The organism is Pseudacidovorax sp. DMC4 (genome assembly GCF_056314265.1).
On the sequence record NZ_JBQUYR010000025.1, the window covers coordinates 17774 to 30242 of the forward strand.

Annotated in this window: 12 protein-coding genes and 1 pseudogene; 9 read left to right on the forward strand and 4 right to left on the reverse strand. The window is 64.4% G+C overall.

Annotation, left to right across the window (positions count from 1 at the left end):
- The first annotated feature begins 35 nt into the window (after positions 1–35).
- The 3 genes from ACT54X_RS28295 (at position 36) to ACT54X_RS28305 (ending at position 3459) form a co-directional block, all read left to right on the forward strand.
- A complete protein-coding gene (locus ACT54X_RS28295; RefSeq protein WP_476349934.1) occupies positions 36–491 on the forward strand; it encodes a hypothetical protein in 456 nt (151 codons plus the stop codon).
- Between the two features lie 12 nt (positions 492–503).
- The gene (locus ACT54X_RS28300) at positions 504–2456 is read left to right on the forward strand and encodes a DEAD/DEAH box helicase (protein WP_476349936.1); all 1953 of its coding nucleotides are present in this window, start codon (positions 504–506) and stop codon (positions 2454–2456) included.
- Between the two features lie 337 nt (positions 2457–2793).
- The gene (locus ACT54X_RS28305) at positions 2794–3459 is read left to right on the forward strand and encodes a hypothetical protein (protein ID WP_476349937.1); all 666 of its coding nucleotides are present in this window, start codon (positions 2794–2796) and stop codon (positions 3457–3459) included.
- Here ACT54X_RS28305 and tnpC read toward each other — a convergent pair whose 3' ends face one another.
- The 3 genes from tnpC to tnpA form a co-directional block, all read right to left on the reverse strand.
- Complete coding sequence (gene tnpC, locus ACT54X_RS28310) at positions 3460–5034, reverse strand: IS66 family transposase (RefSeq protein WP_476349939.1); 1575 nt, start codon at positions 5032–5034, stop codon at positions 3460–3462.
- A 64-nt stretch (positions 5035–5098) separates the two neighbouring features.
- Positions 5099–5434, reverse strand: a complete 336-nt coding sequence (tnpB, locus tag ACT54X_RS28315; protein ID WP_476349941.1) for an IS66 family insertion sequence element accessory protein TnpB — start codon at positions 5432–5434, stop codon at positions 5099–5101.
- Positions 5431–5817 carry an IS66-like element accessory protein TnpA gene (tnpA, locus tag ACT54X_RS28320; protein ID WP_476349943.1) on the reverse strand — a complete coding sequence of 129 codons (387 nt, stop codon included), beginning with the start codon at positions 5815–5817 and terminating at the stop codon, positions 5431–5433. The genes tnpB (ACT54X_RS28315) and tnpA overlap by 4 nt, the downstream gene beginning before the upstream one ends.
- A gap of 104 nt (positions 5818–5921) precedes the next feature.
- Here tnpA and ACT54X_RS28325 point away from each other — a divergent pair, with 104 nt between their 5' ends.
- From ACT54X_RS28325 to ACT54X_RS28350, 6 genes and pseudogenes are all read left to right on the forward strand, one after another.
- Positions 5922–6194 (forward strand): hypothetical protein, encoded by a 273-nt coding sequence (locus ACT54X_RS28325; RefSeq protein WP_476349945.1) that lies wholly within the window; start codon positions 5922–5924, stop codon positions 6192–6194.
- A complete protein-coding gene (gene tnpB, locus ACT54X_RS28330; protein ID WP_476349947.1) occupies positions 6191–6526 on the forward strand; it encodes an IS66 family insertion sequence element accessory protein TnpB in 336 nt (111 codons plus the stop codon). The genes ACT54X_RS28325 and tnpB (ACT54X_RS28330) overlap by 4 nt, the downstream gene beginning before the upstream one ends.
- A gap of 36 nt (positions 6527–6562) precedes the next feature.
- Positions 6563–7039 (forward strand): annotated as a pseudogene (locus tag ACT54X_RS28335) (IS66 family transposase); the annotation flags it as partial.
- Positions 7040–8267: 1228 nt separating this feature from the next.
- Positions 8268–9269, forward strand: a complete 1002-nt coding sequence (locus tag ACT54X_RS28340; RefSeq protein WP_476349949.1) for an ABC-three component system protein — start codon at positions 8268–8270, stop codon at positions 9267–9269.
- Positions 9257–9772, forward strand: a complete 516-nt coding sequence (locus ACT54X_RS28345; protein WP_476349951.1) for an ABC-three component system middle component 2 — start codon at positions 9257–9259, stop codon at positions 9770–9772. The genes ACT54X_RS28340 and ACT54X_RS28345 overlap by 13 nt, the downstream gene beginning before the upstream one ends.
- Positions 9769–11637, forward strand: a complete 1869-nt coding sequence (locus tag ACT54X_RS28350; RefSeq protein WP_476349953.1) for a hypothetical protein — start codon at positions 9769–9771, stop codon at positions 11635–11637. Before ACT54X_RS28345 ends, ACT54X_RS28350 begins: the two co-directional genes overlap by 4 nt.
- Before the next feature lie 517 nt (positions 11638–12154).
- On the opposite strand, the gene ACT54X_RS28355 is transcribed toward ACT54X_RS28350, so the two are convergent.
- On the reverse strand, positions 12155–12469 hold a 315-nt coding region (locus ACT54X_RS28355; RefSeq protein ID WP_476349954.1), incomplete at its 5' end, for a transposase.

Sequence of the window (12469 nt, forward strand, 5' to 3'; positions counted from 1 at the left end):
GGGAGGCTCGCGCTTGGTCTGATGACCGCCTTCGCTTGTTCAAGGGCGCGGTGCGCGATTACGAAGAGGCGGCTCATTTGGGCGTGATCGATGCCGAGGTCCGGCGCCTGGTGCACGCGATGAACAGGGCGCAGATGCGCACCTTTGCGAGTTGCGAGGGACATGGCTGGCTGAGGATGAATCAGCCGCCGTACGTGTGCTTTGTCGCCGACTTCGCCGTCGCGGCGCGCCTGGCCAATGCGCTCCATCGCGCGGACGTGACCGGCTTGCCGGTGCTTCAAGGCGCCTGGAGCGTTCGCCTGTTTGGCGAATCACCCGATGGTCGCAAGCAGCAGTTCATGCTCGCCATGAGTTGGCATGGCCGCGGCTTCTGGCCGGCCATTCGGCGAGCCGCGCGGCGCGACCTGGAGCTGCTCGCCCAGTTGGTCTGCACCGATCCGGGCTCGGCCGCTCCCAAGGCCGGCGCGCTCGATGAGCTGTGCCGTGATTGAGGCTCCGACAGAATGATCCCCGCGCCGGTCGCCCTGGCCAAGCCACAGCTCGTGTTGAAGGCCGTGGGGGATGGTCGCAGGCTGGGCCTGCATGTCCTGCACGTCTCTGGCCTGACCCGACCCTTGGCGACCGAAGGGGCGTGGTGGTGTGGGCCTCGGCGGATGTGGGTGATGCAGGCTGCCGCGCCTGACCTGGTCAGAGGTGCATTGGAGCGCGCCTACGAAGGGCAGTTCGTCGATCTCGATGACGTCGAGCGAATGGTCCGCGCAGCTCAGCGCGAGGCGCAGCCGGACTTCTTCACGCAGCTGCTCGATGTCCAGATCTTCCCGCTGCGCGGCAGCGACCTGAGACGTGGCCGCTTCGCCGTGAGCACGCAGTACGACGGCTTGGTGCTGGGCGTCATGCGATCACTCGGAGGGGTCTTCCACAAGGGTGCGGGAGCCTGGCAGGTGATGGCTGATCCGGCGCAGATCGTGCGGCACCTTGGCGAACGCGCGGGGGTTGCGCCGGAGTTCATCTTCACGCATGAACAGCCGGTCGTCCTGGAGGCCCTGACTGCGAGCACCACGACGACGATCAAGATCCAGGTGCCCGCGCTCGCGCCCGACCGCGGCCAGGCCTCGGCCGAGGAGGACAAGGGCTCGGGCTACTTCTCGACCGAGCTGGATCAGGAGGCCAATCTTCCGTTCGACCGGGATGCACTGCAATGCCTGGTGAACGATGGCGTGTTGCGAGACTACCAGGCGGTGGGTGTGGCGCATCTCCTGCGCCAGTCCGGCGCGTGCCTGGGCGACGACATGGGTCTCGGAAAGAGCCGCCAGGCCGTCGTGGCGCTTCGCCTGATGGCCGCGGATCAGCGGATCTTGATCGTGTGTCCTGCCTCTCTGCGGATCAACTGGGAGCGGGAGATCCACATGATCTATCCCGACGACCAGGTCGGCATCGTCGGCGAGGACCGCATGCCCACGCTGCGGGGCTGCAAATGGGTGGTGGCCAACTACGAGCGGCTCGGCGGCCTGGTGAAGGAGGTCGACCTGAGCTTCGTGGCCATGGCCGTGGATGAAGCGCATTACCTGAAGGAGTACGACTCCGGCCGCACCCGCAACATGTTCCTGCTCGCGGCTCGGATACCGCGGCGCTATGCCGTGACCGGCACGCCGCTGCTCAGCCGTGAAGTGGAGATGCACACCCTGCTGCGCATGACCGGTCATCCTCTGGGCCGCCTGTCCCTCAAGGAGTTCGGGAAGGCCTACGCGGGCAGCAGCGACAAGCGGGCCGCGCTCGCGGCAGCCCTGAAGGGCTGGATGCTCCGACGCAGCAAGGGCGTGCTGAAGGACCTCGGTGTCAAGACCCGCCAAGTCCGCTACATCTCGCCACCCGAGGGGCTCGGAGCCTACCGCGATATCTGGGCGGACATGACGCTGGGAACGATGCCTAAGATCGTCAAGCTGCGCCAGGCGCTGGAGGCGCTGAAGGTGCAGTTCCTGGTGGAGACCGTCGAGGGGCTTGGTCAGGGCGACAAGATCATCATCTTCTGCGAGTACATGGCTACCGTCGCGGCGCTCAAGGAGGCCCTACAGGTGCTCGGCGTCGGGGTTGTGACCCTCGTGGGGTCGGACGGCGGATCGAAGCGCCAGAAAGCCGTGGACGCCTTCCAGAGCGATCCTGGGGTGACTGTGTTCATCGGCACGACCTCGGCGGCCGGCGTCGGCATCACGTTGACGGCGGCGAACTATGTGATCTTCGCGTCTCTGCCTTGGACGCCGGCGTTGATGCGCCAGGCAGAGGACCGTGCCTATCGGCTTGGACAGCTGCGAAACGTGATCGTTCTTGTGCTGCTGATCCCTCGAACCATCGATGAGCAGATCTGGGCACTGCTGCAGGACAAGCAGCAGACGGAAGCGGAGGTTGTCGAGGCTGTGAGGGTGGCGCTTCCCGGTTGCAGGCAAGAAGTCAAACATTGAAATTGAGACTCGTGGCCATCCACGATTTCGTGAATCAATCGCTGTCCGCCACCGATTGATCGTAAGCGTCCTGGCAAGTCATGTTGATCCGCTGAGCCGTGCCTAGGATGCTCGTGTCCATCAACGACTTGATGGGTACGTACGCACTATGGACCAAGCAACGCCAGGCCGTCGGCGGCGAGTTCACAGCGCCGAGTTCAAGGCGCAGGCAGTGCAAGCCTCGGTAAGCGCATGGCGAACACATCTTGACAGCTGTGGCGGAGTTGCCCGCCGGCCGTCAATGCGGCGGGCAGCTCGTCGTCGGGGGCACCGAGCCGGCTCGGCAACAATCGGCTCCATGGACGTGTATTTCACCGATGCCGCAAGCGTGAGAGACATATCGAGCGTGCTGCTGGATAGCCAGGGGCGGCTTCGCGTCGTTCCCGCTCGAGCCCTTGAAGGCACTACGCCGCAGGAACGGCTTGTGTTCGGCGTGCGCCACGGCTTGTACAGCTTCCCCACTGAAGAGCTGTGTGATTTCCTTCGAACCCATATCCGAGGCAAGACAGCCATCGAGATCGGTGCTGGGCATGGCGCGCTCGCAGAAGCGCTCTCTATTCCTGCAACAGACAACCGCCAGCAAGAGGAGGCGGCGATCAAGGCCCATTACCGTCAGATTAGGCAACCGACCGTGCCCTACGGGGAGCACGTCGAGAAGCTGGACGCGGCATCGGCCGTGCAGAGGTACAGGCCAAGCGTTGTCATCGCTTGCTGGGTCACGCATCTGTTCGATGCGGAACGGCCGGATGCTGGAGGGAGCATGTTCGGGGTCGACGAGGTAGAGCTCATTGCTTCGTGCGACGAATACATCTTCGTTGGTAATGAGCAGGTCCACGCGAACAAGCCCATCTGGTCCATCCCGCATGAGAAGCTCACGCCGTCATGGCTTTACTCGCGCGCCGTTAACGGCAGTCGAGACTTCATCGCCATTTGGCGGCGGGCTCAATTGCTGAAGATCGCATAGTCAAGCGGCGGCGGGAAGAACGCAGCGAGCCGCCGATGGCGTCCAACGATGCGGCAGCAACTCGTCGATGTCGAAGGCCCGTTGCGTCGGCAACCGCTGCAGGACACCCTTCAGGTAGGCGTATGGGTCGTGCCCGTTGAGCTTGGCTGACTGGATCAGGCTCATGATGGCCGCGGCGCGCTGGCCTGCTAGCAGCGTTCCGGCGAACAGCCAGTTCTTGCGTCCCGTCGCCCAGGGACGGATTTGCTGTTCATCGTGGTTGTTGTCGATGGGCAGCGCCGGGTCGTCCAGGTAGCGCGTGAGCGCTGCCCAGCGGTTGAGGCTGTAGTCGATGGCCTTGGCCGTGGCCGTGCCGTCCGTGATCTTGCCGCGCTGCGCGAGGAGCCAGTCGTGCAGCGCCTTGGCGATGGGCGCCGCGCGTGTTCGTCGCTCGTGCAGCCGCTGCTGCGAGGTGAGCAGCTTGACCTCGCGCTCGATCCCGTACAACTGGCCGATGAGGTCGATGGCCGCCGCAGCGATGGTGCTCTTGTTGGCCTCGTGCAGTTCGACGAACTTGCGCCGCGCATGGGCCATGCAGCCGGCCTCCGCCACGCCCAGCGCGAAGCTTGCCTTGTAGCCGGTGTAGTCGTCGCACACGAGACTGCCGCGCCAGTCGCCGAGGAAGGCCCGGGCGTGTTCACCGGCTCTGGATTCGCTGAAGTCGTAGACGACGGCGCGCAAGGGCTCGAACGCGCCCGCGGCATAGGCCCACAGGTAGGCACGGTGCGTCTTGCCGCTGCCGGGAGACAGCATGGCCACCGGCGTCTCGTCCGCATGTACGACCGGGCAGGCCAGCAGGTGCGCCTTCAGGGCATCGACCAGCGGCTGCAGGCGCAGGCCACAGACACCTATCCACGCGCCCAGCGTCGAGCGTGGGAGCGCGACGCCGGCGCGGCCGAAGATGGCTTCCTGGCGGTACAGCGGCAGATGGTCGGCGTACTTGGCGACCAGCACCTGCGCCAGCAGCCCGGAGGTGGGAATGCCCTTGTCGATGATCTCGGCCGGGACCGGCGCCTGGGTCAGCGTGCGGCACTGCGCGCAGGCCCACTTGCCGCGGATGTGGCGCTCGACCGTGAACACGCCTGGCGTGTAGTCCAGCTTCTCGCTGACGTCCTCGCCGATGCGCTTGAGGGCACAGCCGCAGGCGCAGGTGGTGGTCTCGGGCTCGTGGTGGCGATCCACACGCGGCAGGTTCTGCGGCAAGGCAGCGCGCTTGGGTCGCTCGCCAGGCGTTGCCGGCGGCTTCTTCTTGCCCAGCAGTTCCTGAAGCGCCGCCTCTGCCGCGGCGATGTCAGCGTCCACGGCCTCGTCGAACAGCGCGCGTTGTTCGGCATCGAGTTGCTCGCTTTTCTTGCCGAACTTCAGGCGCCGGAGCTGAGCGATCTCGAACGAGAGCTTCTCCAGCTGCACGTCGCGGCGGTCAATCTCCTGGCGGTCGTGCTCGATGCGGCGCAGAAGCTTGGCACCGACCTCACCAAGACCCGCCGCTTCCAGGGCGGCGAGTTCCTCGGCAGAGATGGGTGGGTCTGCAAGCATAGAGGCCAGTGTGGGCCGCACCAGGCACGCTGACCATCGGCGCACGCACCGATTGCCATGGGGCTCAGGTCAGGCCGATCACGCCGGCCTCGCCGATGCGATGCCACGGCAGGCCCAGCACCAGGGCATCGAACTGCTCGCGGGTCAGGGACTGCGGCGCACCGCAGCCGCCGCCAGGCCAGATGAAGCGCCCCTGGTGCAGCCGGCGAGCGGCGAGCCAGATGCCGATGCCGTCGTGCACCAACACCTTCAGACGGGTCGACCGCTTGTTGGCGAAGACGTAGGCATGGTGAGGACGGGCTGAGCCGAAGACCTGCACTACCTTCGCCAGCGTCGTGTCGGTGCCGGCACGCATGTCCATCGGCTGGGTGCACAGCCAGACCGCGTCCACACGGATCATCGAAGCCACTCCCTCAACCAGGCGGCGCAGTCCCGGGCCGCAGCGGCCGGCCAGACCAGCTTGATGACGGTGTCAGCGCGCTGCAGCTCGATGCGAATCTCGCCATCGACCGTCGGCGCTGGCAACGCCAGCGGGACGAAGGTCGGCGGCGGCATCGGCTGTGGCTCGGGCTCTGCGGCAGCACTCGGCGGTGGCGCCATGATCTTGTGCTCGGCGTCGATGACCCACTTGCGCAGCATGTTGGCGTTGAGGCTGTGCGCCAGCGCGACCGCCGCGATGGATACGCCGGGCCTGAGGCATTCCTCAATGACTGCTGCCTTGAACTCCGCCGTATGCCGCCGCCTGCGACGCCGGCCCATCAGATCGACTCCATAAGTGTTCACGTGTCCGCCTCCTTCTAAGCGGACAGATGTTCACTACCAGGGCAACCTCAGATCAACATGTGTTCCCTGGCTGCTTACAAGCCTCGCAGCAGCCTGGCGTCTCGATGGCCGCTGTGGCGATGGCTCACGGCATCAACGCCAACCTGCTGCGGCGATGGGTCCATGAACAGGCTCAGCCGCCTGTCGACGCAGTGACCGTCAGCGAGAAGCCTGTTGGCTTCATCGAGCTGCCGATGCCGGCGCCACCCGCGCCGCCTGCGCCGAGCGCTGAGCCCATCCGCATTGAGGTCCGCCGCGGCTCGACCACCATCGCTGTGACGTGGCCGGCAAGCACTGCCGATGCGTGTGCGGCCTGGATGCGCGAGTTGCTGCGTTGATCCGCATCGACGCCGTGTGGCTTGCGACGACGCCACTGGACATGCGCGCCGGCACCGAGACCGCCTTGGCCCGCGTCGTGCAAGTCTTTGGCGGCGCCAAGCCTCACCATGCCTACCTGTTTGCCAACCGGCGCGCCACTCGCATGAAGGTGCTCGTGCATGACGGCATCGGCGTGTGGCTGGCAGCGCGGCGTCTGCACCAAGGCCGCTTCGTGTGGCCTCGCGACCTTTCGTTGGAGCACATGTCGCTGACGCAGCCGCAGTTGCAGGCCCTGGTGCTGGGTCTGCCGTGGCAGCGTGTCGAGGACGACGGCTCAATCCGTTTGCTGTGACGCAATCCGTGCTCGCGCTGATGCGCGTGGCCCGCCGCCATCGAGTTCATCGGGCAGCTCTACGGCATTGAGCGGGAAGTGAAGGACCTGCCAGCCGGGGATCGGCTGCGAGAGCGACGAACGCGAGCGGCGCCGGTTGCGCAGGCCCTGCACAAGTGGCTGCTGGAGTACCGGCCGAAGGTGCCCGATGGCTCGGCGACCGCCAAGGCCATGGACTACAGCCTGAACCGTTGGGCGGCGCTCACACGCTACCTTGGCGATCCGGCCTTGCCCATCGACAACAATTTCGACGAACAGCAGATCAGACCCTGGGCCACGGGGCGCAAGAACTGGCTCTTCGCGGGGACGCTGCTCGCAGGGCAACGAGCTGCGGTCATCATGAGCTTGATCCAGTCAGCCAAGCTTAACGGGCGTGACCCGTATGCCTACCTGAAGGACGTCCTGCAGCGGTTGCCGACGCAGCGGGCCTGTGACATCGACTCGCTATTGCCACACCGGTGGGGCCAGAGCTGAGGACCTGGTTCGGCCAGGAACAGAATCCGTGCGTGCAAACCGATTTCCGGCATCAGGCTGGAAGGGGACGGGACGCCGGGGGCGTCTTGAGCGCAGTCTCTGCCAGCGACCGAACATCGTCGGCAATCTCCGACAGGAGATGCCACTCTGGCGCCGCCCCGCCGTACCACGAGAACTCGCAGGATGTCGCGCCTGAGTGAATCGTCAGGCGGTAGGCCGTCTCGTGGAGGCCAAGCGCACTGTGCGCCGAGAGTGCCACACTGACCGAGCGCACTTTGCTTAAGAGGTCTTGAGCACGAGCCGTTTCGACGGAGCATGTCATCGTCCCCTCCCATTCCTTTGAGGGGTCTTGCTCCATCCAGTCCATGGCTTGATACCGGCGCGCTGAGACGCTGGACTCAAGTGATCCGGACGCGTGGGGAATTGTCAGCCGAGCCAGCACACCATGTTCATCTGGCCGCTCCCATGGCGGCGTGACTCGCAGTTCGATGATTGTGGAAGCCATAGTGGCAATTCTGACGCGCACAGGAGGTCGCCGACGTAAGTGGCACGACCGCCTCGCTGCGTTTCAGGCGATGACGCTCACAGGTCGGACTTGCTTATCGCCCTCATCCGACGTCAACATGACTTCCCTGGCCGCTTACGATTGATCACCCGCCTTTGTTGCGGGGCGCGCGCACTTATCCGCTCGGACCTCCGGCTTGGCCTCCTCACGCCATTGAGCGGTATGAGGCTCCGGGGTAACCATATCAGTCGGCGCCTCCCGGCCAGGGTCTGACATGCGCACAGTCCTCGGCTGCGTCCGCTTGAGACTGGTCAGAGTCATTCAGGGCAGACGGCCCAAGCGACCGCTGCGTTCGTCATCCGACATTCGATGTGCAGCGGCTCCTATCGGCGCCGCGCATCGGCGACCAGATGCTCAGGGCAAAACAGGCCGCGAGCAGCAGCGTCGCCCTCAAGTAAGTCTGACCACGAGATCCAGGTCGGCGAGCGGCCCATCCCTTGAACGCAGGACGATCGGGCTGTCGGTTGCCTGCAACCGACCCGGCCTCACCATACCGACCCGCCGGTGCGCTTTGTCGTCAGTGCCTTCAAAGTCGACATTCGCGAACGCTCGCCTCCGGCAGGACCCGGGCCTCGCACTGAAGCCGAGGGCCGCTTCAAGTTTCGCTACCATTCCCCACCATAGATCGAGACCAATCTAAGACCGGACCTGGGAGGAGTCCCATTGCACAAGAACTACCCCGGACTGATTTCCGTGCTAAGCGCGGCGGAGCTCGAGGACTTCGTCGACGACTGGTTGCACCAGCGTTGCAAGGATTACCACTCGCACGAGCGGTGGAGCGGTACGGGCGACCTTGGCCGCGACGTCACGGGCTACGTCAACGACCGTCGGATGGACGGGCCATGGGACAACTTCCAGTGTAAGCAGCTCAGCAAGCCATTGTCCGAGAAGGCGCTATTCATAGAGCTGGGCAAGATCTTCATGCACTCGGCGGCAGGCGCCTACGAACTGCCGCGGGCCTACACCTTCGTGGCTCCCCTTGGCGTCGTGCGCAAGGTCCGCGAGTTCGTCGCGCACCCAGGCCGGCTAAAGCAGGAGTTCCTGGATCGCTGGGACACGTACATCGCGGGTGATCTGGTGGAGAAAGCGACCGTGAAGCTGACGCCGGAGATCCAGGCCAAGATCAGGGCGTTCGATTTCGCCAACGTCCACTGGCTGGACGCCAGGCTGCTGGCCAAAGATCCGGCATGCATGCCGGCGCTGGTCAAATGGTTCGATGCCGATCCCGGCCAGAGCCCCAGGGGCGTCGTGCCCATCGCGATCCAAGCCGCCGAATCGGCCTACCTCGGCCAACTGATAAGGGTGTACGAGGAGCGGGGGCCGGGCACCTACCCGGATCCCGAGGCCGCGCTGGCCTGCCCCGATGTGGGGCCGCATCTCAAGATCCAGCGCACGCGCTTCTTCGACGCCACGGCGTTTGACCGGTTCTACCGAGACTCGACCCCGGAGGAGTTCGTTCAGACGTTCCGTGACGAGATCCACCACGGCGTCGTCGACGTCCACGTGGCCGATCACACCAACAAGTTTGCCCGCCTGAACAAAGTCATGCAGCAGGCCGCCCTGCTACAAGCTTCCGGTGTGCTAGGCCGGCATGCCGGGCCGCAGGTCAAGCAGGGCACCTGCCACCTGCTTGCCAACGAAGGGGTCATGCCATGGGATCGGTAGACAGCCCGGCGCCCAGCACGCACCCGTTCAACAGCACGCTGGAGACGGGCATCCGCGCGCTGGTCGTGCTGGAGGCCTTTCATCCGCGGCGTTGCGATCTGCTGGAGATGACTTGGCTCGATCACGTCGTCGTGCACACCGGGGATCTGGACGACCCAGATGCCCCAAGCAGCCTGCACCCGGACCTGCCCAACCGCGCGGCCGAGCTCGTCGTGAGACGTCCGCTCGTAGAGAAGAGCCTTCGGCTAATGCAGCAGCTGCACCTCGTCGACGTCTGTGAGACTGAAGACGGCATCACCTTCGGTGCGAGCGACGAGGCCCCAATTTACCTCGACCTGCTGCAGGCGCCTTATTCCCTCGCGCTTAAGGAGCGCGCCCTGTGGATAGCCGAGCGCTTCTCTAACAATCCCGCCGGGGAGATGCGCGAACAGATGGAGAAGCGAATCGGGCGGTGGACTGCCGACTTCCGCGTTGAAGAGACGTTTGCTGGAATACGCGCATGAACGGCATCCGGCTGCGCCACCTGGCCTTCACCGGCCCCAACATTGAGCCTGCCAAGCTTCAATTTGCCGATGGCCTGAACATCGTCTACGGCGCGTCCAACACGGGCAAGTCGTTCGCATTGGAAGCGGTGCTATTCATGCTCGGCGCCGTTTCCAAGCTTCCAAAGATCGACGAGATCAAGGCCTACGACGCAGGCTGGCTCGGCCTGACCCTTGGCGATCAAGGCGAATTCACCCTGTATCGCGCGACCAGCGGTGGAAAACTTAAGCTCTTCCCGGGTCTCATTACCTCGCACCCGACCGGCAAGGGCGAGGCTCTGTCAGGGAAGCACAGTGCGAACGCAACCGACTCTGTCTCCTTTCGAATCCTCGAGACTTTGGGTCTGCAGGACCGGTGGATCGTGCGCAACGCTAGCGGTGAGAAGGAACAGCTCGCCTTCCGCGTACTGGCGAGATTCGCTGTGGTTGGGGAAGAGGACATCATGTCCAAGCGCAGCCCGGTGTACGTGTCGAACAGTTATACAGAGCGCACCCTCGATCAAAACGTTTTCAAGCTGCTCCTCACCGGTCAGGACGACGCGGCTACGGTGACTGTCCCCACCGAACCCGCGCGGATTGCCGCCAAGGCGGCCAAACTTGAGCTCGTCGACGAGATGCTGGCGCAGCTCGATAAGGAGCTCGGCGACGGCCCGGCAGACCGGGCGCAGGCGGGCGCTCAGCTCGCGGAACTAGAAGCGAGTGGCGCTGTGACCACTGCCGAGTTGCACGCTGTGCAGGCGATGCTTGACGACAACGCGACCGAGCGGCGTGCCGCGGCTGACCGCCGCCAGGAACTCGCCGCGCGAGCTGCAGAACTCGACATCACCCTGGAACGCTTCGCCAAGTTGCAGGCGGTTTACAGCTCCGATTTGGACCGGCTGCATTCCATCGAGGAGGGCGGCAGCCTGCTGGCCGCAGTGGCTGGCCGTGATTGCCCGGTTTGCGGCGCCCCGCCCGGCGCGCAGAAGCATCAGCACGCTGCCGAAGAGATTTCCATGGCGCATAGGGCCGCGGCAGCCGAGGCACGCAAGATTGAGCGTGAGCAGCGCGAACTGGCGCACGTCGTCGCTTCGCTGCACACCGAGGCATTGGAGCTTGCGACCTCCATCGCGTTGCTCGAGGACCAAATCAAACAGTTCGATCAGCGCGCCCTTGCCCTACGTCCCACGGAAGCGTCGCTGCGGAACAGCTTCGACCACTACAACACCCAGCGCGCAGATCTGGGCAAACTGATCGACCTGCACTTACGGCGAGAAAAATTAGTGAATCTCCGGGCAGAGATCGACTCGGCATCCACAAAAAGCGAGCGTGACCCTCTTCGCGTTGGTCCTGAATCCACGGTGCTCTTCGAGTTCAGCGAGACCGTCAAAGCGGTCCTCACCGAGTGGGGCTTTCCGGATGCCGACAAGATCCAGTTCGACGCAAAGGGCAACGACATCACCGTCGCCGGCAAGTCCAGAGACGCTAACGGCAAGGGTGTCCGCGCCGTGCTGCATGCGGCCTTCAACGTGGCCCTCGCCGTGCACTGCATTGACAAGGGCCTGCCGCATCCCGGATTCCTGGTGCTCGACACCCCGCTGCTGACGTACCGTGAGCCGCTGATCTCAAAGCATGGCGATCTGTCGGATGACGAGAAGGCGCTGAAGGCGACAAGCCTCGCCGAGAAGTTCTACAAGCATCTCGCCAGGCTGGAGGAGAAATTGCAGGTGATCGTCATCGAAAACTCCGACCCGCCGGCCGCGATCGAGGGCTTGGCGTACATCGAGGCCTTCACCGGTCTGGACGGCGACGGACGCAGTGGGCTTCTTGCCCGCCATGCCGGTTGACCGTGTATGCGGCCGTCCCCTCACTCAGCGATTCAACCGCGTGACTTCAACAACGGTGGTCGAAAACCCGGAAACGGTGCATAGCCGCCGCTCGCGGTTCCGGGGCCGGTGACCGCAACCGGCCAACAGCGGTCGTTCGTCACCTTGCATTCCAACCTTACTTCCCGTCAGGAAAATTGATGTTCGGTGTTTTTAAATCCAAACCGAGCAAATCAAGGATGGGTTTCTTCGGGGCGACCATGAAAGTGGACCGCGGCACGAACGCTGACTTGGCACCCGCGGCAATAGGTGCGTACGTCACTGCATTCGCAGCAGCTGCGAACGAAGAAATCGCCATCAGCTTGATTCGCGAAAGGCTCGCCGGCCTAGCAGGCTGCTGAAATACTCATCCGCTTGCGGCGTCCGACCCTCTGTCGAATGAGACGGCAGAGGGTCGCTTTTCGCATGGCAGGTTCTGCGGTATCTGCATCAAGCCTTTTGGCCGCCCACACGCACTGCGCGGCCCGTTTTCACCGACCTACACGCGCTGCGCGCGCACCTGCCCCAGCGTTCGCATGCGCGTGAGGTTGTAGGCGCTCATCGTCAGCACGAACATCTGGTCCACCCGCTCAAGGCCTCGCACCGCCACCTGGCGCATGCGCCCCACCGTCTTGGCCCAGCCGAAGCCCTGTTCGATGAGCTTGCGCTTTTGCTGGGAGATCGCATAACCCGGACTACCTGCAATGACATCGGATACCGCAGAGCGCCTGCCCGAAGTGTTCTGTGCCACATGCGGCGTCACCCCCATGTCCAGGCACTCCTTGACGAACTCCCTGGCGTCGTAGCCCTTGTC

Coding starts and splice junctions, on each gene's coding strand:
- ACT54X_RS28300 (WP_476349936.1), top strand. CDS start 504: ATGATCCCCGCGCCGGTCGCCCTGGCCAAGCCACAGCTCGTGTTGAAG.
- ACT54X_RS28305 (WP_476349937.1), top strand. CDS start 2,794: ATGGACGTGTATTTCACCGATGCCGCAAGCGTGAGAGACATATCGAGC.
- tnpC (WP_476349939.1), bottom strand. CDS start 5,034: ATGCTTGCAGACCCACCCATCTCTGCCGAGGAACTCGCCGCCCTGGAA.
- tnpB (WP_476349941.1), bottom strand. CDS start 5,434: ATGATCCGTGTGGACGCGGTCTGGCTGTGCACCCAGCCGATGGACATG.
- ACT54X_RS28325 (WP_476349945.1), top strand. CDS start 5,922: ATGGCCGCTGTGGCGATGGCTCACGGCATCAACGCCAACCTGCTGCGG.
- ACT54X_RS28345 (WP_476349951.1), top strand. CDS start 9,257: ATGGGATCGGTAGACAGCCCGGCGCCCAGCACGCACCCGTTCAACAGC.
- ACT54X_RS28350 (WP_476349953.1), top strand. CDS start 9,769: ATGAACGGCATCCGGCTGCGCCACCTGGCCTTCACCGGCCCCAACATT.